This window comes from Rathayibacter sp. VKM Ac-2760 (assembly GCF_009834185.1).
Taxonomy (GTDB): Bacteria; Actinomycetota; Actinomycetes; order Actinomycetales; family Microbacteriaceae; genus Rathayibacter.
The window spans coordinates 2,463,821-2,488,779 of the sequence record NZ_CP047173.1 but is presented as its reverse complement, the minus strand read 5'-3'; the positions used below and the strand labels follow the sequence as shown (position 1 = coordinate 2,488,779).

The window sequence follows — 24,959 nt, the reverse complement described above, 5'->3', positions numbered from 1 at the left end:
GGCCGTGCTCGGGGGGTCGGTGCTCGGTACCGTGTCGCCGTGCCTGGGCTCTCAGCCCTGATCCGACGCCGTCCTGCGGCTACTGTCCACGTCCGATCCGCCGTCCGGCGCCGTGGCGCGACGCTCCGTCCGAGCGTCGTCGGCGCCGCGCTCGTCTCGGCGCTGGCCGCCCTCAGCACGCTCGTCGCAGCGAGCGGTGCCGCCGCGATGCCCGGCGGTGACCTGCTGCGTCCGTCCTCGTTCACGCTCGTGAAGGATCCGCGGACCGGCTCCGTGTACGAGTCCTGGGAGGTGGCTCCGGGAATAGCGGTCGCCGCCCGACCTCGCGGGAGCGACGGTTCGGAGGACTCACCGGCGGGACTGCGCACCTACTGGGCCGTGCGGTCGATGATCGACCAGCTGCGGTCGGCGGAGCCCGCGAGGAGCCTCGTGGAGGCCGTCCCGGATCTCCTGGGGGTCAAGGAGCCAACCGGGAGCCGATTCCTGGACAGCGACGGGAACCTGTCGAGTGGGCGAGTGCTGGTCGCTCCGGCCACCGGGTGGTCGTCGGTGCCACTGAGCAGAGAGGAGGCGGCCGGCCGCGGGGGCTCCGACAGCTTCCTGGACTTCGACCCCGACCGTGCGCTCTCGTACTTCGACTCGCAGACGGGCGAGATCCGCCTGATGTCGCCCACGATCACCTTCGCCCACGAGCTGTACCACTCGGTGCAGTCCCTCGCCGGCGCGAACGTCACCCGCAGCACCGAGGCCGTCGTCATGGCCCCACTGCACTCCGGAGACCTGAGCTCGCCGGGAACGCCGGAGGCCGACAGATACCTCTCGACCAGGGTCGCCGAGCTGGTCACGACGGGCGGTGACCGAGGTCTCGCCGCGGTGAAGCAAGCGGGCCTCGCGGGCGACGAGGGCAGGGACGCGCAGTTCCAGGCGTCGGACTTCGAGCGCGTGGCCAATCCGTACCTGGCCCAGGCACTCGATCGCGCGGAGGTGGAGGAGCGGACGGCCCAGGACGCCCCGCTCCACGAGCGGGAGAGTCTGACGCGCCGGATGCACGCCCTCGATCGGCTGGTGACGCAGCATCCCACCGAGATCCGGGTGGCTGCAGCGCTGGGTCTTCCCACCCGCGCCGAGTACACCGCGATGCGACGACTGATCGGCACCGGCGCGGCGATCAGCTCGATCGGGAGGTTCGCCGTCCGCGGGCCACTGGGGACGGAGGATCTGCTCCACCCCCTCCACTCGGAGAACCTCCGGTTCGAGGGGTCCCTCGACGACGTCTGGGCCGGGAGGACCCAGCCTCTCGCGAGACCTGCTGCTGCTGCTGCGGTCCCTTCCGGTGACTGCGTGCTCTGCGAGGTGCCCCAGAAGGAGGAGGACCGAGCGGTCGATCCGGCCGCGGGCCGTCCCGACGGTGAGGGGGTACCGGTTCCCGAGAAGGCTCCCGTTCCCGAGAAGGCTCCGATTCCCGAGAAGGCTCCGGTTCCCGAGAAGGCTCCGGTCATCGACAAGGCTCCGGAGTCGGCCCCGTCTCCGGAACGAGCAGCGAAGCGACCTCAGCCGGCACGGCCGCATCCGCCGGCGCATCACGGTCGCCACTGATCGTCCGCATGGGACCAGCGACCACGACCCGCTGTTGCCGGCGCTTCTGGCGGGGGGAGGATCTCGATACGCCCGCTGCGCGGGCTACTCGATCAGCGGGGAGGGTCCGCTGCGCGGACTACTCGGTGCGGAGCTTGCTGGTCGAGTAGCCGCCGGAGGGGGCGTATCGAGACCCACCGTGCTGGGGGCGGGATCTCGATACGCCCGCTGTGCGGGCTACTCGATCAGCGGGGAGGGTCTGCTTTGCGGGCTTCTCGATCAGCGTGTCGTGCTCGGTGGCTCCGGTCAGCCGACGTGGCGCAGGTAGAGCGCGCCGAGCGGGGGCAGGATCAGCTCGGTCGAGGCGGGGCGCCCCGCCCAGGGCTCGTCGCGGGCCTCGACGGCGCCGAAGTTGCCCACTCCCGAGCCGCCGTAGATCTCGGCGTCGGTGTTGAGCAGCTCCTCCCAGCGGCCGGCCTCGGGCAGGCCGACGCGGTAGCCGTGCACCGGCGAGCCGGAGAAGTTGACGATCACCGCGACCGAGCGGCCGGCCTTGTCCTTGCGGAGGAACGAGATGACGTTCGGCGCCGCGGCACCGCCGTCGATCCACTCGAAGCCGGCCTGGTCGTTGTCGAGCTCGTTCAGCGACGGGACCTCGCGGTAGACGCGGTTCAGCTCGCCGACGAGGCTCCACAGTCCACGGTGGCTGGGCTGGTCGAGGATCCACCAGTCGAGCCCGCGCTGCTCCGACCACTCCGAGTACTGCCCGAACTCCTGGCCCATGAAGAGCAGCTGCTTGCCGGGGTGCGCCCACATGAACGCCAGGTACGCGCGCACGTTCGCCAGCTGCTGCCAGTGATCGCCCGGCATCTTCTGGATCAGCGAGCCCTTGCCGTGCACGACCTCGTCGTGGCTGATCGGCAGGACGAAGTGCTCGCTGAACGCGTAGACGAAGGAGAAGGTGATCTCGCCCAGGTGGTACTGGCGCCAGAGCGGGTCGTTCGCCATGTAGCGCAGCGAGTCGTTCATCCAGCCCATGTTCCACTTGAGCCCGAAGCCGAGCCCGCCGGAGACCGTGGGCTGGGTGACGCCGGGCCAGCTGGTCGACTCCTCGGCGATCATCATGATGCCGGGGTACAGCTTGTAGGCCGTGGCGTTGACCTCCTGCAGGAAGCTGATCGCCTCGAGGTTCTCGCGGCCGCCGAACTCGTTGGGCAGCCACTCGCCCTCCTTGCGGGAGTAGTCGAGGTAGAGCATCGAGGCCACGGCGTCGACGCGGAGGCCGTCGACGTGGAACTCCTCGAGCCAGAACAGCGCGTTGGCGACGAGGAAGTTGCGCACCTGGGTGTGCCCGAAGTCGAAGACGTAGGTGCCCCAGTCCATCTGCTCGCCGCGGCGCCAGTCCGGGTGCTCGTAGAGCGGCTCGCCGTCGAAGCGCGCGAGCGCGAAGTCGTCCTTGGGGAAGTGCCCGGGCACCCAGTCGACCAGGACGCCGATGCCGGCCTGGTGCAGCCGGTCGATCAGGTACTTGAGGTCGTCGGCGGTGCCGAAGCGGCTCGACGCGGCGTAGTAGCCGGTGACCTGGTAGCCCCAGGAGCCGCCGAAGGGGTGCTCGGCGAGCGGCATGAACTCGACGTGGGTGAAGCCGAGCGTGGTGACGTACTCGATCAGCGGATCGGCGAGGTCGCGGTAGCCGAGACCGGGCTTCCAGGAGCCGAGGTGCATCTCGTAGACGCTGATCGGCTGGGTGTGCGGGTCGACGCTCGCGCGGTGCTCCATCCAGCCGGAGTCGCCCCACTGGTGGTGCGAGACCGGGACGCGCGAGGCGGTCGCCGGCGGAACCTCCGTGGCTCGCGCCATCGGGTCGGCCTTGCGCACCCAGCGGCCGTCGCGGGAGAGCAGGTCGAACTTGTAGGAGGCGCCGGGCTCGATGCCGGGGACGAAGATCTCCCAGACGCCGTTGACGCCGAGGTTGCGCAGGGCGTGGCCCTCGCCGCTCCAGTCGTTGAAGTCGCCGACGACGCGGGCGGCCTGCGCGTGCGGCGCCCAGACGGCGAACGAGGTGCCCCAGACGCCCTCGTGCTCGCGGTGCCGGGCGCCGAGCGCCTCCCAGAGACGCTCGTGGCGGCCCTCGCCGATCAGGTAGAGGTCGAAGTCGCCGACGGTCTTCGAGAACCGGTAGGGATCCTCGGCGGTCCAGGAGGAGCCGTCGCCGTAGTGCGCCTCGACGGTGTACGCCTGCGGGTCCTCGTCGTGGACGCCCTGCCAGAGGCCGTCGTGCAGGTGCTCGAGCTCGACGCGGACTCCGCCGGCGAGGACGGCCGTCACGGCGTCCGCGAGCGGGCGGCGGACGCGGACGACCGCGCCGCCGGAGGGGAGCGCGTGCTGCCCGAGGACGTCGTGGGGGAGCGCGTTGCTGCCGGTCGCGAGCTGCTGGAGGACCCACTCGGGGTACTCGGGGAGCGCGTCGACGTCGGAGTCGGGCGCCGGGGCGGCCGGGGCGACGGTCGGCTCCGGCGGCGTGAGCGGCTCGGGGGTCGCGGACGCTGCGGTCGGCTCGGGCGGCGTGAGCGGCTCGAGCGGCGCGACGGGCTCGGGCGGGGTGAGCCGCTCGGGCACTGCGGACGTCTCCTCGGCCGCGGGCTCCGCGATGTGCGCGCCCGTGGTGGTCGCCGAGCTGGTGCCGGTGGTGACGACCGTCTCCACGCGCGGCTCGACGCCCGCCGCCTCGGCCGGGCTGCCCGCCTCCGCGGGGACGGCGCGCGGCGCGGGGGCCGTCGTGCCCGTGCTCTCGACCGGGCTCGTTCCGTCGTTCTCGGGAACCGTCATCGTCCGTCCGCCTTCACGCTCAGGATGTGCACGGGCTCGACGAAGGAGTCGAGCCGCACGTAGTTGTCACTGCCCCAGGTCCAGACGGCACCGGTGATCAGGTCCTCGACCTCGTAGGTCGCGCTCCAGTCCAGGCCGAGGGCGGGCAGGTCGATGTGCACCGTCGTCTCGCGCGCCGAGTGCGGGTCGGTGTTGACGACGACCAGCAGGGTGTCGTCCGACCCGGTGCCGGTGAACGCGCGGTCGAGGTGCTTGGAGTAGACCAGGATCGCGTCGTCGTCGCTGCCGTGCACCTGCAGATTGCGGCGCTGCGCGAGCGCGGGGTGCGCCCGGCGGATCTCGTTGAGCCGGGTGAGGTACGGAGCGATCGTGGTCCCGGCGGCGTCGGCCGCGGCCCAGTCGCGCGTCTTGTACTCGAACTTCTCGTTGTCGATGTTCTCCTCGGCGCCGGGGCGCGCGACGTTCTCGATCAGCTCGTAACCGGCGTAGACGCCCCAGAGCGGCGAGGCGGTCGCGGCGAGCGCGGCGCGGACCTTGTACGCCGAGCGGCCGCCGTACTGGAGGTACTCGGTGAGGATGTCCGGCGTGTTCACGAAGAGGTTCGGCCGCATGTAGTCGGCCGTCTCGTGCGAGATGCTCGTGAAGAACTCCTCGAGCTCCTCCTTGGTGTTGCGCCAGGTGAAGTACGAGTAGGACTGCTGGAAGCCGACCTTGCCGAGCGCCCGCATGATCGCCGGGCGGGTGAACGCCTCCGCGAGGAACACGACCTCGGGGTTCTCGGCGTTGACCTCGTGGATGATCCACTCCCAGAAGTCGAGCGGCTTGGTGTGCGGGTTGTCGACGCGGAAGATCTTCACGCCGAGCGAGATCCAGTAGCGCAGGACGCGCAGCGCCTCCTGGCGGATGCCCTGGGGGTCGTTGTCGAAGTTGATCGGGTAGATGTCCTGGTACTTCTTCGGCGGGTTCTCGGCGTAGGCGATCGAGCCGTCGGGGAGCGTCGTGAACCACTCCGGGTGGCTCGTCACCCAGGGGTGGTCGGGCGAGGCCTGCAGCGCGAAGTCGAGCGCGAGCTCGAGGCCGGCGGCGGTGACCGCGTCGTGGAAGGCGGTGAAGTCCTCCACGGTGCCGAGGTCGGGGTGGATGGCGTCGTGCCCGCCCTCGGGGGCGCCGATCGCCCACGGCGAGCCGGGGTCGCCCAGGCCGGCGTTCAGCGTGTTGTTCGGGCCCTTGCGGAAGTTGCGGCCGATCGGGTGGATCGGGGGCAGGTAGAGCACGTCGAAGCCCATCGCGGCGACGGCCGGCAGACGGTCGATCGCGGTGCGGAACGAGCCGGAGGTGACGCTGCCGTCCTCGTTCCGCACGGCGCCCTCGGAGCGCGGGAAGAACTCGTACCAGGCGCCGACGCCGGCGCGGGTGCGCTCGACGTGCACGGTGCGCGGCTCGGAGACGCTCGCGAGGCTCATCACGGGGCGCGCGGCGAAGGCGCCGTGCACGGCGGCGTCCTCGGCGGCGGCCAGGCGCACCTCGGGCGAGAGCGACTCGTCCGCCACGGTGCCGGCGGCGTCGGAGAGCAGGGAGCGCTCGGCGTCGGAGCGGGCGTCGTCGCCGGCCGCGGTGCGGAGGAGGCCCTCGCCGATCGCGAAGGTCACGGCGAGATCCAGTCCGGCCGGGATCTTGACCTCGGCGGTGTGCAGCCAGGTCGCCCAGTCGTCGGCGAAGGCGCGGATGCGGTACGTCCAGTCGCCCTCGTCGTCGAGCAGCACGAGGCGGCCGTAGCGGTCGGTGCCGGTGGCGAGCAGCGCCATCCGGTGCTCCGACTCCGCGCCCGAGGGGGACGTGAGCAGGAGGTCGACGCCGATCAGGTCGTGCCCCTCGCGGAACGCGGTCGCCGCGAAGGGGACGACCTCGCCGACGAAGGCCTTCGCCGGCCAGCGGTCGTCCTCGAGCCGGGGCTGCGGGTCGATGATCGGGATGCGCTCGGCGCGCACGCGGTAGCCGGAGCCGCGGGGGGCGGTCTCCTCGGCGGTCCGGGTCGCGGCCTCGGGCGTCGGTGCCGGGTCGGCACTCGCCGGGGACACGGGCGCCTGCGCCGCCGAGGCCGGAGCGGCCTCGAGTCGATCCTCCGCGGCCGGTCCTGCCGAGCCGGCGGCCGGGGGAGCCTGCGCCGCGGGAGTCTCCTCCGGGACGGCACCTCCCCGAGCCGCTCGTCGTGCGTCCTTGCCGTGCGAAGCCTTGCCGAAAGGTGTCTGAGCCACGTCACGACAGTAGCGATCGCCGGTGCCTTTGGCACGCCGGTTGCGAAGGCCCGCGCCGCTGTGCAAAAGAGGCCGCGCCAGGGCGGACGGTGCTCGCGGGCACTCCGCTACAGTGTGCGAGCGCGACCGCCCCGGCCGTCCGCAGGGGGGGTGCTCGCCGGGGTCCGCGGTCGTCGGGATCAGCAGGTCGTGAGATCAGCGGGTCGCCCAGAACAGCAGGTCGTCCAGAACAGCAGGTCGTCCAGAACAGCAGAGAGTCGAGGAGTGCCGTGAAGGCCATCCGCCGCTTCACCGTCCGATCCGTCCTGCCGCCCGAGCTGTCCGCGCTCGGCGAGCTGGCCGGGAATCTGCGCTGGGCCTGGCACGAGCCCACCCGCCGGCTGTTCGAGCGGGCCGATGCCGAGCTGTGGCGGCAGAGCGGCGGGGACCCGACCGCCCTGCTCGGCGCGATCGCCCCCGAGCGCCTCGCCGAGCTCGCCCGCGACCAGGGCTTCGTCGACGACGCCTGGCGCCTGCGCGACGATCTCGAGCGCTACCGCACCGAGCCGCGCTGGTACCAGTCGCTGCCGGAGTCCGCGCCGCGCTCGATCGCCTACTTCTCGCCCGAGTTCGGCATCGCCGCCGCGCTGCCGCAGTACTCCGGCGGTCTCGGCATCCTGGCCGGCGACCACCTGAAGGCCTCCTCCGACCTCGGGGTCCCGCTGACCGGCGTCGGCCTCTTCTACCGCTCGGGCTACTTCGCCCAGGGCCTCTCGGCCGACGGCTGGCAGCTCGAGTCCTACCCGTCGCTCGACCCCGACGGGCTGCCGCTGCGGATGGTGCGGATGGCCGACGGCTCGGCCGCGCGGATCGTCCTCGCGCTGCCCGACGGGCGCGCCCTCTACGCGCGGATCTGGCGGGCCGAGGTCGGCCGGGTGACGCTCCTCCTGCTCGACACCGACGTGCGCGAGAACGAGGACGCGCTGCGGACCGTCACCGACCGGCTCTACGGCGGGGGCGGCGAGCACCGCCTGCTGCAGGAGCTGCTGCTGGGCATCGGCGGCGTCCGCGCGCTCGAGCTCTGGGCCGAGGTGTCGGGCACGCTGCCGCCCGAGGTGTTCCACACCAACGAGGGTCACGCGGGCTTCCAGGGTCTCGAGCGCATCTCGGGCCTGATCGGCTCGGGGCTCGACTTCGATCAGGCACTGCAGGTGGTGCGGGCGAGCACGGTCTTCACGACGCACACGCCGGTGCCGGCGGGCATCGACCGCTTCGATCGCGGGCTGATCGAGGAGTACTTCACCACCGAGCTGCTGCCCGGCGTGCAGATCGAGGACGTGCTGGCGCTCGGCTCCGAGTCGGCCTCCGGCGACGTCTTCAACATGGCGTTCATGGGGCTCCGGCTCGCGCAGCGCTCCAACGGCGTCTCGCGGCTGCACGGCGAGGTGAGCCGCTCGATGTTCTCGGGTCTCTGGCCGGGGTTCGACACGGCGGAGGTGCCGATCGGCTCGGTCACGAACGGCGTCCACGCGGCCACCTGGACCGACCCCATCCTCCGCGCTCTCGCCCGCGATCGGCTCGGCACCGACGACACCACCCGCGCCGACTGGGCCTCGGGAGCCCTGAGCGACGGTGAGCTCTGGCAGGCGCGGCGCTCGATGCGCGAGCAGCTCGTGCACGACGCCCGGGCGCGGGCCGCCCGCTCCTGGCGCGAGCAGAACCCGGGCGGGCTCGCGCCGGCCTGGCTCGACGAGCTGCTGGACCCGGACGTGCTCACCATCGGCTTCGCCCGGCGCGTCCCCACCTACAAGCGCCTGACGCTGATGCTGCACGACCCCGAGCGGCTCCGCGCGCTGCTCACCCACCCCGAGCACCCGATCCAGATCGTGATCGCCGGCAAGTCGCACCCTGCCGACGAGGAGGGCAAGCGCCTCATCCAGAAGCTGGTCCGCTTCGCGCAGGAGCCGGACGTGCGCCGCCGCATCGTCTTCCTGCCCGACTACGACATCGCGATGGCGCAGCTGCTCTACCCGGGCACCGATGTCTGGCTGAACAATCCGCTGCGCCCGCTCGAGGCCTGCGGCACCTCGGGGATGAAGGCCGCGCTGAACGGCTCGCTCAACCTCTCGATCCTCGACGGCTGGTGGAACGAGTACTTCGACGGCGAGAACGGCTGGGCGATCCCCTCCTCCGACCGCGACATCGATCCGGAGTCGCGCGACACCCTCGAGGCCGACGCGCTCTACGAGCTGCTCGAGAGCGAGGTCGTGCCGCGCTACTACGAGCGCGACCACGACGGAGTGCCGCGCCGCTGGGTGCGCTCGATCCGGCACACCCTCGCCACGCTCTCGCCCGAGCTGTCGGCCGAGCGGATGGTGCGCCAGTACGTGGAGTCGCTCTACCACCCCGCGGCCGAGGCGGGGCGCGAGATCGCGGCCGACCACTTCGAGCCGGCGAAGGAGCTCTCGGCCTGGAAGCAGCGGGTCCGCGCCGGCTGGAGCGGCGTGGCCGTCGCGTCGGTCGAGTCGGGCGGCATCGACGCGGTGCCCCAGCGCGGCGACCGGCTCGCCCTGCGCGCGGGCGTGCTGCTCGGCGAGCTGTCGCCCGAGGACGTCACCGTGCAGGTGGTCTACGGCACGACCGCCGACGACGGGTCGCTCACCGACGTCCGGCTGCACGAGCTCGAGGTCGCCGAGGAGTCGGGCGCCGTCGTGCCGGCGGACGCGGTCGGCCGCGTGCCCTACGCCGGGGTGGTCGCGCTCGATCGCAGCGGCTCGTTCGGCTACACGGTGCGCGTGGTGCCGCGGCACCCGCTGCTCGCCCGCTCGGCCGAACTCGGGCTGGTGGCGGCGGCCGGCTGACGCGGACGTGCTGGTCGAGTCGCCGCGGAGCGGCGTGTCGAGACCCGCCCTTCGGATGACGGTGGATCTCGATACGCCCTCTGCGAGGGCTACTCGATCAGCATGAAGTCTCTGCGAGGGCTGCTCGATCAGCATGATCTGCTGGTCGAGTAGCCGCGGAGCGGCGTGTCGAGACCCGCCGCGCTCACCGCGCGATGTCGGCCAGGGTCGCGCCCGTCGCGGTGACGAGGTCCGCCGGCGCGAGCTCGATGTCGAAGCCGCGCCGTCCGCCCGACACCAGCACGGTGTCGTACAGCTCGGCCGTCTCGTCGAGCACCGTGCGGTGCCGTGTCTTCTGCCCGATCGGCGAGATGCCGCCGAGCACGTACCCCGTGCGACGCTGTGCGAGCGCCGGATCGGCCATCGCCGCGCGCTTGCCGCCGACCGCGGCCGCGAGCTCCTTGAGCCCGAGCGAGCCGGTCACCGGGACGATCCCGACGATCAGCTCGCCGTCCACCTCGACCAGCAGCGTCTTGAAGACCCGCTCGGGCTCGACCCCGAGCGCCTCGGCGGCCTCGGTCCCGTAGCTCGCCGCCGCCGGGTCGTGCCGGTACTCGCGCGGGACGAAGGCGATCCCGGCCGCCGCCAGCGCCACCGTCGCCGGGGTGCCCGGTCCGGCCTTCATCGGGCGGTCGCCACCGGGCGCGGCCCGTGCGCGGCGAACAGCTGCATCGAGGTCCCGGCCACGCGGACCATCTCGCCCGGCTCGAACGTCTCGCCGTGCTCGAGCGGCACCGCCTCCTCGCTGCTCCAGAGCCGGGTGTAGCCGGTGACGCCCTTGCTCTCGGCGAGGACGACCGAGGTCTCCGACTCGACGCCGTGCACGATGAGCAGCACGCGGTCGAAGTCCTCCGTCTCGGGAGTGGAGGCGGCGAGGTACTGCAGCGTGCGGTTCCCCGCCGAGGTCCAGTCGTGCTCGGACATCGTCCGCCCGTGCGCGTCGAACCACTCCATGCTCGTGGCTCCCGGCGTCACCGCCCCGCCGCGTCCGTAGCGGGCGGGCCGGAGCGCCGGGTGCTCGCGGCGCAGCCGGATCAGCGTCCGGGCGTGCTCGCGCAGCTCGAGCTGCCAGTCGCTGCGGCCGTCCCAGCGCAGCCAGGTGAGGTCCGAGTCCTGGCAGTAGGCGTTGTTGTTGCCGCGCTGGCTGCGGCCGAACTCGTCGCCCGCGGTGATCATCGGGACGCCGGCCGAGAGCAGCAGGGTGCCGAGGAGGTTGCGCATCGCCTTCCGCCGGGCGAGGGTGACCTGCTCGTCCGCGGTCGGCCCCTCGAAGCCGTGGTTGAAGGAGCGGTTGGTGTCGGCTCCGTCGCGGTTCGACTCGCCGTTGCCGATGTTGTGCTTGACGTTGTACGAGACGAGATCGGCGAGGGTGAAGCCGTCGTGCGCCGTGACGAAGTTGATCGAGGCGAGCGGGCCGCGCTCGAGCGAGAAGGTGTTCGACGAGCCGGAGAGCCGGGTCGCGAAGCCGCCGATGCCCACCGGCGCCGTCCCCGCGCGCCGGGCGTAGTCGATGTCCGAGAGCCAGAAGTTGCGGGCGCGGTCGCGGTAGCGGTCGTTCCACTCCGACCAGCCGTCCGGGAAGTTGCCGGTCTGCCAGCCGCCCATCCCCACGTCCCACGGTTCGGCGATCATCTTGACGTCGGCGAGCGCCGGGTCTTCGACGGCGGCGACGAGGAGCGGGTGGTCGCGCTGGAAGTGCGCGATCTCGTCGCGCCCCAGGGTCGCGGCGAGATCGAGGCGGAAGCCGTCGACGCCGACCTCCTGCGACCAGTAGCGGAGCGAGTCGAGCGCCAGTCGCTGCACCGCCGGCCGGCTGTAGTCGAGGGTGTTGCCGCAGCCGGTGACGTCGATGTAGTGGCCCTCGGCGCTCTGGCGGTAGTAGCTGCGGTCGTCGATCCCGCGCAGGCTCGAGCGCGGACCCTGGGGTCCCTCCTCGGCGGTGTGGTTGTAGACCACGTCGAGGATCACCTCGAGACCGGCCTCGTGCAGCAGCTTGACCATGCCCTTGAACTCGCGCAGCACCGCGGTCGGCCCGCCGCGCTGGGCGGCGGGGGAGGCGTAGGCGGAGTGCGGGCTGAAGAAGTTGAGCGTGTTGTAGCCCCAGTAGTTGGTCAGTCCCTGGCGCAGCAGCCGCTGCTCCGAGACGAAGGCGTGCACGGGGAGCAGCTCGACCGCCGTCACGCCGAGCTCGAGCAGCGACGCGACGGTCGACTCGTGCGCGAGTCCGGCGTAGCTGCCGCGCAGCTCGACCGGCAGGGCCGGGTTCAGCTTGGTCAGCCCCTTCACGTGGGCCTCGTAGAGCACGGTCCGGTCCAGCGGCGTGGCCGGCTTCCGCGAGTCGCCCCAGTCGAAGGAGTCGTCGACGACGACCGAGCGCCACTCGTTCTCGGCCACCCGGTGCAGGCCCCGCGAGTAGGGCTCGAGCAGCGGCGTCCGGGGATCGAAGCGCCCCGGAACGCCGGTCGGCCCGTCCACCTTGATCGCGTAGCGCCGCCCGACGGTGAGCTGCGACGCCCGAGCGGACCAGACGCTCCCCTCACCGCGGGTGAGCGGGACCGTGCGGGTCACCCAGCTCGGATCCTTCTCGTCGTAGAGGAGCAGGTCGATCGCGCTCGCGTGCTCCGACCAGACCCGCAGCTCGCCGCCTCCGGCGTCCACCGTGACTCCGAGCCGGACCAGGGAGTCTCGTATCTGCATGCGATCTACAGTAGTGAGCGGCCGGAGGCCCCCTTCCTCCCCCGGTCGCGGGACGGAGGGTGCCATGATCTATCTCGATCACGCAGCGACCACCCCGCTGCGGGCCTCCGCGCTCGCCGCCTTCGCCGAGGCGTCCGCGCAGCCGGGCAACCCCTCGTCGGTGCACGGCACCGGCCAGGAGGCGCGCCGCCGCCTCGAGGACGCCCGCGCGTCGATCGCCGCCGCGCTCGGCTGCGAGCCGATCGAGGTGATCCTCACCGCCGGCGGCACCGAGGCGATCAACCTGGCGCTGAAGGGCCTGTACTGGCAGCGGCGGGCGGAGGACGGGCGCCGCACGCGCCTCCTGGTGCCCGGGGGCGAGCACCACGCGACGATCGACAGCGTCGAGTGGCTCGCCGCCCACGAGGGCGCCCGCATCGAGTGGCTCGAGCTCGACGCCGAGGGGACGCTGCGACCGGAGACGCTGGCGGCGGCGCTCGCCGCGGATGCCGGCTCGGTCGCGCTGGTCAGCGCACTCTGGGTGAACAACGAGATCGGCACCATCGCTCCCGTCGTCGAGCTCGCCGCCGTCTGCGCGCGCGCCGGCGTGCCCCTGCACCTCGACGCGGTCGCGGCACTCGGTCACGTGCCGCTCGAGATCGGGGCTCTGCGCCGCGACTCCGGCTCCCGCGACGGCGTCGGCCTCGTCGCGGTCAGCGTCTCCGGGCACAAGGTCGGCGCGCCGATCGCGACCGGCGCGCTCGTCCTCGCCCGCGACGCCCGGGTCGTGCCGGTGCTGCACGGCGGCGGTCAGCAGCGCGGGGTCCGCTCCGGCACGCAGGACGTGCCGGGGGCGGCGGCGTTCGCGGCGGCGGTGACGGAGGCGGTCGCCGAGCTGCCCGAGGAGGCGCGCCGGCTCGCCGCCCTGCGCGATCGGCTCGTGGCGGGGGTCCTCGCGGCCGTGCCCGGTGCGACGCTGACCGGTCCGGCCGTCGACTCCGGCCGTCGGGTCTCGAGCAACGCGCACCTCGGCTTCCCCGGCGCGCAGGGCGACTCGCTCCTCTTCCTCCTCGACATGGCGGGCGTCTCGGTCTCCACCGGCTCGGCCTGCACCGCCGGCATCCCGGAGCCCTCGCACGTCGTCCTCGCGCTCGGCCGCAGCGAGGACGAGGCGCGGGGCGTGCTCCGGATGACGCTCGGCCGCACCACGGTCGACGCCGACGTGGACGCGCTGCTGGCCGCGCTGCCGGACGCCTACGCCCGCGCCGCCCGCGCGGGCCTCTCCAACCGCGCCGTGCTGCCCGGCTGAGAGCCGCACTCCGCGCCGCCGCCGCCCGCTCGTAGACTCGGACGGTGAAGGTTCTTGCGGCGATGAGCGGTGGAGTGGACTCGGCGGTGGCCGCGGCCCGCGCGGTGGAGGCGGGGCACGAGGTGGTCGGCGTGCACCTCGCGCTGAGCAGGATGCCCGGCACGCTGCGCACGGGCAGTCGCGGCTGCTGCACGATCGAGGACTCGATGGACGCTCAGCGCGCCGCGAACGTCCTCGGCATCCCCTACTACGTGTGGGACTTCTCCGAGCGGTTCAAGCTCGACGTGGTCGACGACTTCGTCGCCGAGTACGCCGCCGGCCGCACCCCCAACCCGTGCATGCGCTGCAACGAGCGGATCAAGTTCGCCGCGCTCCTCGAGAAGGCGCTCGACCTCGGCTTCGACGCCGTCTGCACCGGCCACTACGCCTCGCTCGAGACCGCGGCCGACGGCAGCCCCGAGCTGCACCGCGCGAGCGATGAGGCGAAGGACCAGTCCTACGTCCTCGGCGTCCTCACCACCGCGCAGCTCGAGCACTCGATGTTCCCGCTCGGCTCGACGCCGTCGAAGGCGGTCGTCCGGGCCGAGGCGGCCCGTCGCGGGCTGAGCGTCGCGAACAAGCCGGACAGCTACGACATCTGCTTCATCCCCGACGGCGACACCCGCGGCTGGCTCTCGGAGCGCGTCGCTCCCGAGACGGGCGCGATCGTCGACCGCGACGGCGCGGTGGTCGGCGCGCACGAGGGCGCCCACGGCTACACCGTCGGCCAGCGCCGAGGCCTGCACCTCGGCGTTCCGGCGCCGGACGGACGACCGCGCTTCGTCCTCGAGCTGCGGCCGAAGACCAACGAGGTCGTCGTCGGTCCGCGCGAGGCGCTGCGCATCGGCGAGATCGCCGGCGCGCGCTTCACCTGGGCCGGCGCGGCGCCCGAGGACGCCTCGATCCCGTTCCGCTGCGACGTGCAGATCCGCGCGCACGCCGACCCGGTCCCGGCGACCGCGGTCGTGTCGGAGGTCGATGGAAAGGTGGAGCTCGTGATCACTCCCGACTCGCCGCTCGACGGCGTCGCCCCCGGCCAGACGGCCGTCGTCTACCTCGGCACCCGCGTGCTCGGCCAGTGCACCATCGACCGCACGGTCGCGGCCGACCTCGTCGGCGCCGCCGCGACCGGGGCGGTGCTCTGATGGCCGCGACGCCCGGGGCCGGCCCGACGCCGGCGGCGGACCTCGATCCGGCGCAGCGGGTCGACGAGTTGCGCGCGCGGATCCGTTCCGCGAGCGAGGACTACTACGCGGCCGACGCCTCTCCGCTCGCCGACGCCGAGTACGACGCGCTGGTCCGCGAGCTCGCCGAGCTCGAGACGGCGCACCCCGAGCTGGCCACCGAGGACTCGCCGACGCAGACCGTCGGGGGCGTGGTCGCCGCCGGTCTCGACCCGATCGACCACGCCGAGCGGATGCTCTCGCTCGACAACGTCTTCTCGGCCGAGGAGCTGCGCGAGTGGTGCGACAAGACCGTCGCCTCCGCCGCCCGCCCGGTCGCCTGGCTGACCGAGCTCAAGATCGACGGCCTCGCGATCTCGCTGCACTACGAGAACGGCCGGCTCGTCACCGCGGCGACGCGTGGCGACGGGCGCACCGGCGAGGACGTCACCGTGAACGCGCTGCGCGTGGCCGGCATCCCGCAGCAGCTGGCGGGCGAGGGGCACCCCGCGCTGGTCGAGGTCCGCGGCGAGGTCTTCATCCCGGTCCGCGAGTTCGCGGCGCTGAACGCCCTGCAGGAGACCCTGCGCGACGAGGCCGTCGAGGAGGCGCGCGAGCGCTGGTCGGCCCGGCCGAGCGGCACCCGCAAGCCGTTCGACGAGGAGCGGGCGCGCGAGAGCGCGCTGCGCCGCTTCCCGACCTTCGCCAACCCGCGGAACGCCGCGAGCGGCGGGCTCCGCCAGCAGCTCGACAAGAAGGCGGGGCTCGACCTGCGCGCCGGAGAGGCGCGGGTCGGCTCGCTCGCGCTCTACGTGCACGGCATCGGCGCCTGGCCCGACCCGCCGGTGCAGAGCCAGTCCGAGGTGTACGGGCTGCTCGCCTCGTGGGGTCTGCCGGTCAGCGGGCACAACCGGGTGTCGGAGTCGGTGGACGAGGTCCTCGCGTTCGTCGAGCGCTACGGCCGCGAGCGGCACTCGGTCGAGCACGAGATCGACGGCGTCGTCGTCAAGGTCGACGAGCTCGAGCTGCACGACGAGCTGGGCGCCACCAGTCGCGCCCCGCGCTGGGCGATCGCCTACAAGTACCCGCCCGAGGAGGTGCACACCAAGCTCCTCGACATCGTCGTCAGCGTCGGCCGCACCGGCCGGGCGACCCCGTTCGCGCAGATGGAGAAGGTGAAGGTCGCCGGCTCCGAGGTGCGCCAGGCCACCCTGCACAACGCCGATGTGGTGAAGGCCAAGGGCGTGCTGATCGGCGACACGGTCGTGCTGCGCAAGGCCGGCGACGTCATCCCGGAGGTGCTCGGCCCGGTGATCGAGCTGCGCGACGGCAGCGAGCGCGAGTTCGTGATGCCGACGCAGTGCCCCGAGTGCGGCACGACCCTCGCTCCCGCGAAGGAGGGCGACGTCGACCTGCGCTGCCCGAACGCGCGCTCCTGCCCAGCGCAGGTCCGCGGCCGCGTCGAGCACATCGGCAGCCGCGGCGCGCTCGACATCGAGGTGCTCGGCGAGGTGACCGCCGCGGCGCTGACCCAGCCGTTCGTGCCCGCGGAGCCGCCGCTGGTCACCGAGGCGGGTCTCTTCGAGCTGCGGATCGAGGACGTCTTCCCGATCGAGGTCGTCGTCCGCGACAGCGAGACCGGGCTGCAGAAGCTGGACGACAGGGGCGAGGCGAAGGTCGTCGGCCCGTTCAAGCGCCGGCGGCAGAAGCGCGACGGCCCGTTCGATCCGGACGCGGAGGCGTTCGGCGGCGACGCCGAGTACGTGCCCTCGACCACGGGTCTCGCGCTGATCGCCAACATCGAGAAGGCGAAGACCTCGCCGCTCTGGCGCTTCCTGGTCTCGCTCAGCATCCGGCACGTCGGCCCGGTCGCCGCGCGCGCCCTGGCCGGGCACTTCGGCTCGCTCGACGCGATCCGCGCGGCCAGCCGCGAGGAGCTCGCGGCGGTCGACGGCGTCGGTGGCATCATCGGCGACGCGGTGCTGGCCTGGTTCGAGGTCGACTGGCACGCCGAGATCGTCGACCGCTGGGCGAGGGCGGGCGTGCAGTTCGCGACCCCCGGCCACCCCGGCCCCGGTGCTGCGGACGCGGCGGGCGGCGTGCTCGCCGGGCTCACGGTCGTCGCGACGGGCTCGCTCGAGGGCTACAGCCGCGAGGGCGCTCAGGAGGCGATCCTCGCCGCCGGCGGCAAGGCCGGCTCGAGCGTGTCGAAGAAGACGCACTACGTCGCCGCCGGCCCCGGTGCCGGCAGCAAGCTCGGCAAGGCCGAGGCGCTCGGGGTCCGCATCATCACCGCCGCCGAGTTCCACCTGCTCGTGACGGAGGGGCCCGAGGCGATCGCCCTGCCCGAGGAGACCGTGCCCGAGGAGACCGTGCCCGAGGAGACCGTGCCCGCGGAGACCGTGCCCGCGGAGGACGCCGTCGCGACGGATGCCGCCGCCGATGCGCCCGCCGCCGACGCGAGCGCTGCCGAAGCGCCCGCTGCCGAGGAGACCTCCGACGCGGATGCCTGACCGCCCCGGCGAGGAGCGGCGGGAGTTCCTCCGCCGCTCCTTCGCCGAGGTCGCCTCGACCGCGCTCGACGCCGCCGCTCGAGCCGTGCCGCTCACGCCGCGGGAGCGCGATGCCGCCGCCGCGCTGGCCCGGATCGACCACCTCGTCGTCCTGTCCTTCGCCGGCCGGCCGCGCGCCCAGGTCTTCGGTGCCCTCGACGGCGAGCCGGGCACCGATTTCGTCGGCGGCACCGACGCGGTGCTGACCGCTCCCGGCGCCGGAACCCCGGGCGACCGGTTCGCTCCCGAGATGCTCCCCGTCCACACGCTGCTCGCCCGCTCGTTCGCACGTGCCGACCACTGGCGGGCCGACGGCCGCGACCCGCTGCGCTCGCTGCTCCACTCCGCTCGGGAGGCGGACACCCCCTGGGCCCTCGTGGTCGACGACCGGCAGGGCGTCTCGACGACGCTCCTCGCCGATCCCGCCTGGGACCGCGACGATCCCGCGGCCGCCCGCGCCGCGGGAGGCGCGCTCCTGCCGCTCTCGGCGCTCGGGGCCGCGGCAGCGGCGCGATCGCTGCCCCCGGTCGTCCTGGTCGAGCCGCGCTCGCTCGTCGACCCGGCCGACTTCGCCGCCGCGGACGATCCGAGCCGCTCGCGCTCCGCGGATGCGCGCACCGCCGAGCGGCTCCTGCACGAGACCGTCGACGCGGTCCGGGCGGCGGAGTCGTCCGGCCGCCGGATGCTCCTGCTCGTCACCGCGCGCGGGAGCGCCGATCGACCCGGCGACGTCCCGGCGCTCCTGATCGCCTCGAGCGCGCGGCCCGGCGCCCCGTCGTCGCCCGACTCGGCCCGGCGACGCCCGCGCTCCTGCACCGCGCCCGCTTCGCCGCGGACCGCCGCGCGCTCGCCGACGACGGCGTGCTCGCCGTCGCGGAGGCGCTGTCCGGAGCCGCCCGGCCGCTGTCGCGCTTCCCGCGCACGGCGCCCGCATTCGCTCCGGAGCGCCGGGAGCTCTCGATCACGCCGACCCTCGCCGCCGCCCTCGCCGCGGCGGGCGTCAGCGAGGCATCCGGCGACGCCGAGCACGCCCTCCAGCTGCTCCGAGCAGCCGCTCCGGGCGCGTCGCTACACTCCCGCCAGGCAGGGATCCGCCGCGCGCGGGAAGGGCGGAACGCATGAGCGGCACAGACGGCGGCACAGACGGCGGCAACGACACCGGCACCCCCTGGGACGACGCCCCCCGCTCCCGCTCCCGCCGCCGCTTCCTGGCCGGCAGCGCCGTCGCCGGCGGGGTCGCCGCCGCCGGCATCACGGGCGGAGCGATCGGCGCCGCTGTCGCCTCCGGCCGCGACCGCGAGGCCGAGTCGCCGCTCCCCGAGCGCAGCGAGCCCGGCTTCGACCACGTCGTCGTGGTGATGTTCGAGAACCGCTCCTTCGACAACATCCTCGGGCAGCTCTACGCGGCCGACGGCCCGCCCGCGGGCGCGACCTTCGAGGGCCTGCAGAGCGGCGAGCACTCCAACACGACCGCCGCGGGCGACACCGTCGCCGCGCACGTCTACCAGGGCGCGACCGACACGGTGATGCGCCAGCCCGACCCCGACCCGGGCGAGGAGTTCCCGCACGTCAACACCCAGCTCTTCGGCACGATCGACCCGCCCGAGAACGCGGGGGCGTCCGTCGGCGCGATGACGGCCCCCTTCAATGCGCCCGCGGACGCCTCCGCGCCGACGATGAGCGGGTTCCTCGAGGATTACGTGCAGAACCTCCGCCACCTGAAGAAGGGCGAGGAGCCCACCCGCGAGGAGTACGGCACGATCATGGGCGGCTTCTCGCCCGACATGCTCCCCGTCTTCTCGACCCTCGCCCGCGAGTTCGCCGTCTTCGACCACTGGTTCTGCGCGGTCCCCTCGCAGACGTTCTGCAATCGCTCGTTCTTCCACGCGTCCACCTCGCACGGCTTCGTCACCAACAAGCACGGCGGCGGCTACGAGAAGTGGCTGGCCGACGACCTCGCCGATGCGCCGACGGTCTTCAACCGCCTCGAGGAGGCCGGGAAGAGCTGGCGGGTCTACTTCGACGCCCTCCAGGTCGTCTCCTACACGGGCTTCCTGCACGCGCCGGTGCTGGAGAAGCACTGGAAGACCAACTTCGCGCCGATGGAGCAGTTCTACGCCGACGTCGCGAGCGGCGACCTGCCCGACTACGCCTTCGTCGAGCCGCGCCTCGTCTTCGACCACAACGACATGCACCCGCCGACCGGCGTGCTGCACGAGGACGAGGTCGACGGGCAGCCGCTCTACGACAGCGCGCTCTCCGACGTCCGCGCGGGGGAGCTGCTGCTGCACCAGGTCTACTCGGCGATCCGCGAGAGCGCCTCGACGACCGGCTCGAACGCGATCAACACCCTGCTGCTGGCCACCTTCGACGAGCACGGCGGGCTCTACGACCACGTCCCGCCGCCCGCCGCGACCCCGCCCGGCGACGGCCGGGAGGGCGAGATGGGCTTCGGCTTCGACCGGCTCGGCTGCCGCGTCCCGGCGATCGCGATCTCGGCCTACACCCGGGCCGGCACAGTCCTGCACGACGAGATGCACCACGGCGCCCTGATCCGCACCCTGAGCCGCCTGCACGGCCTCGAGCCGCTCACCGCGCGGGACGCCGACGCGCCCGACCTCTTCGGCGTCGTCACCCTCGACTCCCCGCGCCAGATCGACGACTGGCCGACCACCGTGCCGCAGTACCTGCCGCCGAACCCGGAGGCGACCCCGCCGCACCCCGCCAACGCGAACAGGGACAAGCCGCTCAGCCCGCCGGCCCTCGGGCTGATGGGCCTGCTGCTCGCCCGCTACGGCGAGCCCGGCGACGACCTGCCGACCACCTACCAGGGCGCCTACGAGGCGCTGCTGAAGCACGGCACGAGCCTCTTCGGCACCGGCACGGTCACCGCGTCGCCGTCCCCGTCGCCCACCCCGTCGCCGGGGACCTGAGCGGAGGGAGCATCGGCGCCCCTGGCTAGACTGGACGCCGATTCCTCACGAACCACCCGACGGAGACGCATGTCCGAGATCACGGCCGACACGGTCGCCCATCTGGCCTCGCTGGCCAGGATCGACCTCACCTCAGAGGAGATCCAGAACCTCACCCGGGAGCTCGGCCAGATCGTCGACTCCGTGGCGGCCGTGCAGGCCGTCGCCACGCCCGACGTGCCGGCGACCAGCCACCCCATCCCGCTCGAGAACGTCTTCCGCCCCGACGTCGTGGGTGAGACGCTCACCCAGGAGCAGGCGCTCTCCGGTGCTCCCGAGCACGACGGCAGCCGCTTCCAGGTCTCCGCGATCCTGGGGGAGGAGCAGTGAGCGCCCACGGCGACGAGCTCGTCCGCCTCAGCGCCTCCGCCCTCTCCGAGCGCCTCGCCGACGGCTCCGTCTCCTCTCGCGAGGCGACGCAGGCGCACCTCGACCGCATCGCCGCCGTCGACGGCGCCGTGCACGCCTTCCTGCACGTCGCGGGCGACGCCGCCACCGCCACGGCCGAGGCGATCGACCGCCGCCGCGCCGAGGGCGAGTCGCTGCACCCGCTCGCCGGCGTCCCGCTGGCCGTCAAGGACGTCATCGTCACGAACGACATGCCGACCACCGCGGGCTCGCGCATCCTCGAGGGCTGGCGCCCGCCGTACGACGCGACCGTCATGCAGAAGGTGCGCGCCGCCGGCCTCGTGCCGATCGGCAAGACCAACATGGACGAGTTCGCGATGGGCTCGACCACCGAGCGCTCCGCCTACGGCCCGACGCACAACCCGTGGGACCTCGACCGGATCCCCGGTGGCTCCGGCGGCGGCTCGGCCGCGGCCGTCGCGAGCTACGAGGCTCCGCTGGCCCTCGGCTCCGACACCGGCGGCTCGATCCGCCAGCCCGCGCACGTCACCGGCACCGTCGGCGTGAAGCCGACCTACGGCGGCGTCTCGCGCTACGGCGCCGTCGCGCTCGCCTCGAGCCTCGATCAGATCGGCCCGGTCTCGCGCACGGTCCTCGACTCGGCGCTGCTGCACGACGTCATCGCCGGGCACGACCCGCGCGACTCCACCTCGCTCCGCGACGAGTGGCCCTCCTTCGCCGACGCGGCGCGCCGCGCCGACGTGAAGGGCCTGCGCATCGGCGTGCTCAAGGAGCTCGACGGGGGAGAGGGCTTCCAGCCCGGCGTCCTCGCGCGCTTCCACGAGGCCCTCGCGGTGCTCGAGAAGGCCGGCGCCGAGATCGTCGAGGTCAGCGCGCCGAGCGTCGAGCACGCCGTCGCCGCCTACTACCTGATCCTCCCCGCGGAGGCGTCGAGCAACCTCGCGAAGTTCGACTCCGTCCGCTTCGGCCTCCGCGTCACGCCGAAGGGCGGCGGCACCGTCGAGCAGGTCATGGCCGCGACGCGGGAGCAGGGCTTCGGCCCCGAGGTCAAGCGCCGCGTCATCCTCGGCACCTACGCGCTCTCGGCCGGCTACTACGACGCCTACTACGGCAGCGCGCAGAAGGTGCGGACCCTGGTCCAGCGCGACTTCGACGCCGCCTTCGCCTCCGTCGACGTGATCGCCTCGCCGACCGCGCCGACCACCGCCTACCGGCTTGGCGAGAAGCTCGACGACCCGCTGGCGATGTACCGCGGCGACATCGCCACGATCCCGGCGAACCTGGCCGGCATCCCCGGCATCTCGGTCCCCGCCGGCCTCGCCGACGAGGACGGCCTGCCCGTCGGCGTCCAGTTCCTGGCACCCGCCCGCCAGGACGTCCGTCTCTACACCGTCGGCGGCGCGCTCGAGGCGCTCCTGGAGGAGCAGTGGGGCCACCCGCTGCTCTCGCAGGCACCCGATCTCGCCCCCGCCCAGCTCTCCGCCCCCCAGGAAGGTGCCGTCTGATGGCGTCCGCGCACACGTCCGCCCCCGAGCTGATGGACTACGACGAGGTCTTCGAGCGCTTCGAGCCGGTCCTCGGCTTCGAGGTGCACATCGAGCTCAACACGAAGACCAAGATGTTCTCGGACGCCCCGAACATCGCCGGCTCCGAGCCGAACACCAACACGACGCCGGTGTGCCTCGGCCTGCCCGGCTCGCTGCCGGTCGTCAACGAGCAGGCCGTCCGCTACTCGATCAGCCTCGGCCTCGCGCTCGGCTGCTCGATCGCGCCGTCGAGCCGCTTCGCCCGGAAGAACTACTTCTACCCGGACATGGCGAAGAACTACCAGATCTCGCAGTTCGACGAGCCGATCGCGTTCGAGGGCTCGGTCGAGGTCGAGCTCGCCGACGGCAGCGTCGTGCACATCCCGATCGAGCGCGCCCACATGGAGGAGGACGCGGGCAAGCTGACCCACGTCGGCGGCGCCACCGGCCGCATCCAGGGCGCGGAGTACTCGCTGGTCGACTACAACCGCGCCGGCGTCCCGCTCGTCGAGATCGTCACGAAGCCGATCCACGGCGCGGGCAGGAGCGCGCCGGAGTACGCCAAGGCCTATGTCGCGACCATCCGCGACATCGTCCTCGCGCTCGGCATCTCCGACGCGAAGATGGAGCGCGGCAACCTCCGCTGCGACGCCAACGTCTCGCTCAAGCCGATCGGCCAGGAGAAGCTCGGCACCCGCACCGAGACCAAGAACGTCAACTCGCTCCGCTCGGTCGAGCGCGCCGTCCGCTACGAGATCCAGCGGCAGGGCGCGATCCTCGCCGCCGGCGGCACGATCACGCAGGAGACGCGGCACTGGCACGAGGACACCGGCCGCACCTCGGCCGGCCGCCCGAAGAGCGACGCCGACGACTACCGCTACTTCCCCGAGCCCGACCTGCTGCCCGTGGTGCCGAGCCCCGAGCTGATCGAGGAGCTGCGCGCCGCGCTGCCCGAGAAGCCCGCCGCCCGCCGCCGCCGGCTGAAGGCCGACTGGGGCTTCACCGACCTCGAGTTCCAGGACGTCGCGAACAGCGGACTGCTCGCCGAGATCACCGAGACCGTCGCCGCCGGCGCCACACCGCAGGCCGCCCGCAAGTGGTGGACCGGCGAGGTCGCGCGGCTCGCCAACGCCGCGGGTCAGGACCCGGCCGAACTGGTCGCCCCCGAGCAGATCGCGGAGCTCGCGAAGCTGATCGAGGCGGGCACCCTCACCGACCGGCTCGCCCGGGAGGTGCTCCAGGGCGTCATCGCCGGCGAAGGCACCCCGCAGGAGGTCGTCGACGCCCGCGGTCTCGCGGTCGTCTCGGACGACGGCGCGCTGATCGAGGCGATCGATGCGGCCCTCGCCGCGCAGCCGGACGTGCTCGCGAAGATCCGCGACGGCAGGGTCCAGGCCGCCGGTGCGGTCATCGGCGCCGTGATGAAGGCGATGAAGGGCCAGGCCGACGCGGCGCGTGTCCGCGAGCTGGTCCTCGAGCGCGCGGCCGGCTGAGCCGGGGCGCGGGGAACGGAGGCGCTCGTGACCACGCTGCCCGACGACGCCGCCGTTCCCGCGCGGCTCGACCTGCCGGGCGGGGCGTTCCTGCGCCCGCTCGTCTCCAGCGACGCCGATCTGCTGCATCCGGTGCTGGCGAAGCACCGGGACTGGCTCGCCGCGCTGCTCCCCGAGGGTGACCCGAGCGCACTGCCGTCCGCCTCGCCGGGCGACGACCTGCGCGCGCTGCGGCGGCTCGAGTCCGCCGCCCGCGAGCGGAGCGCCTTCGCCTACCTCCTGGTCGGCGCGGACTGGACCGAGGTGCTGGGCGCGCTCAGCCTCCGGCCGGGGGACGGCGGGAGCGCCGAGGCCTCGTGGTGGGTCGTGCCGTCTCTCGTGGGCTCCCGGCTCGAGGAGGAGTTCGACGCCTACTCCCGGCGCTGGCTGCTGCTGCGCTGGCCGTTCGAGCAGGTCGCGACGCCGGACAACCATCCGGACGAGCCGGCCGCCCTCGCCGGCGCCAATCTGCTCCCGCTGCTGCCCGAGGAGCCGGAGCGCACGCCGCTGCCCGAGCCGGACGCGGCCTCGGCGGCGGAGCTGTGGGCCGCCTTCCGGCGCCACGACGCGACGGTGCAGGAGGTCCTCCCGCTCGTCGAGTCCTTCGGCGACTCGGTCGAGCTGGCCGACGAGCTGCTCGCCCTGGTGCGCCGGGGCGTCAAGACCGCGACCGCCTCGCTCGCGGGCGACGAGCCCGTGCCCCGCGTCGGCGAGCACTGGATCGTCTGCGACGGGGCCGGCCTCGCCCGGGTGGTGCTGCTCACGACGGAGATCCGCCTCGGCGAGCTGGACAGCGTCGACGACGACTTCGCCTGGGACGAGGGCGAGAAGGACCGCTCCCGCGACTCCTGGCTCGAGGGGCACCGCCGCTACTTCGCCCGCGAGTCGCCCGCCGGCATCGGCACGGTCGTCTTCGAGCGCTTCCGCGTGGTCTGGCCGGAGGAGGACGCGGGCGCGGCCGCGGCCTTCGCGCGCCGCATCGCCTCCGAGCGCCCGAGCGGTGACCCCGAGCGCTCGAGCGGCACCCCCTAGCCCTCTTCCGGGGGTTCCCCGGATGCCGCACTCAGCACGCCTGCGCCAGAGTGGAGGCATGGCTACTCTCGTGCGCCCCCGTCGGGGCAAGATCATCGCCGGCGTCTGCGCCGGCCTCGCTAACCGCTTCGGCTGGAGCCCCTTCCTGGTCCGGCTGCTGTTCGTGCTCTCCTGCCTGCTCCCCGGGCCGCAGATCATCGCCTACCTCGTGATGTGGGTGGTCGTCCCGAAGCAGAAGTGATCCGGCCGGC

At 73.2% G+C, this 24,959-nt stretch carries 16 protein-coding genes; 12 read left to right on the top strand and 4 right to left on the bottom strand.

Going from position 1 to position 24,959, the window contains the following annotated elements; all coding sequences use genetic code 11:
- Positions 1-39 precede the first annotated feature (39 nt).
- Positions 40-1,596 (top strand): hypothetical protein, encoded by a 1,557-nt coding sequence (locus GSU72_RS11255; protein ID WP_159985090.1) that lies wholly within the window; start codon positions 40-42, stop codon positions 1,594-1,596.
- Between the two features lie 285 nt (positions 1,597-1,881).
- Here the strand turns inward: GSU72_RS11255 and glgB are convergent, their stop codons facing one another.
- Together glgB and GSU72_RS11245 are read right to left on the bottom strand one after the other, a co-directional pair.
- Positions 1,882-4,404 (bottom strand): 1,4-alpha-glucan branching protein GlgB, encoded by a 2,523-nt coding sequence (gene glgB / locus GSU72_RS11250; RefSeq protein ID WP_159985089.1) that lies wholly within the window; start codon positions 4,402-4,404, stop codon positions 1,882-1,884.
- Positions 4,401-6,371 (bottom strand): alpha-1,4-glucan--maltose-1-phosphate maltosyltransferase, encoded by a 1,971-nt coding sequence (locus tag GSU72_RS11245; RefSeq protein WP_244256117.1) that lies wholly within the window; start codon positions 6,369-6,371, stop codon positions 4,401-4,403. Before GSU72_RS11245 ends, glgB begins: the two co-directional genes overlap by 4 nt.
- Before the next feature lie 557 nt (positions 6,372-6,928).
- Between GSU72_RS11245 and glgP the strand changes: the two genes are divergently transcribed.
- The gene (glgP, locus tag GSU72_RS11240; RefSeq protein WP_159985087.1) at positions 6,929-9,499 is read left to right on the top strand and encodes an alpha-glucan family phosphorylase; all 2,571 of its coding nucleotides are present in this window, start codon (positions 6,929-6,931) and stop codon (positions 9,497-9,499) included.
- A 184-nt stretch (positions 9,500-9,683) separates the two neighbouring features.
- Here the strand turns inward: glgP and ybaK are convergent, their stop codons facing one another.
- Positions 9,684-10,163, bottom strand: a complete 480-nt coding sequence (gene ybaK / locus GSU72_RS11235; RefSeq protein ID WP_159985086.1) for a Cys-tRNA(Pro) deacylase — start codon at positions 10,161-10,163, stop codon at positions 9,684-9,686.
- Complete coding sequence (gene glgX / locus GSU72_RS11230) at positions 10,160-12,235, bottom strand: glycogen debranching protein GlgX (RefSeq protein WP_159985085.1); 2,076 nt, start codon at positions 12,233-12,235, stop codon at positions 10,160-10,162. Before glgX ends, ybaK begins: the two co-directional genes overlap by 4 nt.
- Before the next feature lie 64 nt (positions 12,236-12,299).
- Between glgX and GSU72_RS11225 the strand changes: the two genes are divergently transcribed.
- The 10 genes from GSU72_RS11225 (at position 12,300) to GSU72_RS11180 (ending at position 24,949) form a co-directional block, all read left to right on the top strand.
- The gene (locus GSU72_RS11225; RefSeq protein ID WP_159985084.1) at positions 12,300-13,523 is read left to right on the top strand and encodes a cysteine desulfurase family protein; all 1,224 of its coding nucleotides are present in this window, start codon (positions 12,300-12,302) and stop codon (positions 13,521-13,523) included.
- Between the two features lie 44 nt (positions 13,524-13,567).
- Positions 13,568-14,707 (top strand): tRNA 2-thiouridine(34) synthase MnmA, encoded by a 1,140-nt coding sequence (gene mnmA, locus GSU72_RS11220; RefSeq protein ID WP_208545049.1) that lies wholly within the window; start codon positions 13,568-13,570, stop codon positions 14,705-14,707.
- Positions 14,707-17,238, top strand: a complete 2,532-nt coding sequence (gene ligA, locus GSU72_RS11215) for an NAD-dependent DNA ligase LigA (RefSeq protein WP_159985083.1) — start codon at positions 14,707-14,709, stop codon at positions 17,236-17,238. Before mnmA ends, ligA begins: the two co-directional genes overlap by 1 nt.
- 900 nt (positions 17,239-18,138) lie before the next feature.
- Positions 18,139-18,399, top strand: coding sequence for a hypothetical protein (locus GSU72_RS11210; RefSeq protein WP_159985082.1), 261 nt, complete (start codon positions 18,139-18,141; stop codon positions 18,397-18,399).
- A complete protein-coding gene (locus GSU72_RS11205) occupies positions 18,396-20,210 on the top strand; it encodes an alkaline phosphatase family protein (RefSeq protein ID WP_159985081.1) in 1,815 nt (604 codons plus the stop codon). Before GSU72_RS11210 ends, GSU72_RS11205 begins: the two co-directional genes overlap by 4 nt.
- A 69-nt stretch (positions 20,211-20,279) precedes the next feature.
- Entirely contained in the window at positions 20,280-20,579 is a 300-nt protein-coding gene (gene gatC / locus GSU72_RS11200) for an Asp-tRNA(Asn)/Glu-tRNA(Gln) amidotransferase subunit GatC (protein WP_159985080.1), read from the top strand.
- The gene (gene gatA, locus GSU72_RS11195; protein WP_159985079.1) at positions 20,576-22,123 is read left to right on the top strand and encodes an Asp-tRNA(Asn)/Glu-tRNA(Gln) amidotransferase subunit GatA; all 1,548 of its coding nucleotides are present in this window, start codon (positions 20,576-20,578) and stop codon (positions 22,121-22,123) included. The genes gatC and gatA overlap by 4 nt, the downstream gene beginning before the upstream one ends.
- A complete protein-coding gene (gatB, locus tag GSU72_RS11190) occupies positions 22,123-23,637 on the top strand; it encodes an Asp-tRNA(Asn)/Glu-tRNA(Gln) amidotransferase subunit GatB (protein ID WP_159985078.1) in 1,515 nt (504 codons plus the stop codon). The genes gatA and gatB overlap by 1 nt, the downstream gene beginning before the upstream one ends.
- Before the next feature lie 27 nt (positions 23,638-23,664).
- Positions 23,665-24,708, top strand: a complete 1,044-nt coding sequence (locus GSU72_RS21585; RefSeq protein WP_244255768.1) for an ASCH domain-containing protein — start codon at positions 23,665-23,667, stop codon at positions 24,706-24,708.
- 58 nt (positions 24,709-24,766) lie between these two features.
- Positions 24,767-24,949 carry a PspC domain-containing protein gene (locus GSU72_RS11180; protein WP_123445760.1) on the top strand — a complete coding sequence of 61 codons (183 nt, stop codon included), beginning with the start codon at positions 24,767-24,769 and terminating at the stop codon, positions 24,947-24,949.
- The last annotated feature ends 10 nt before the right edge of the window (positions 24,950-24,959 follow it).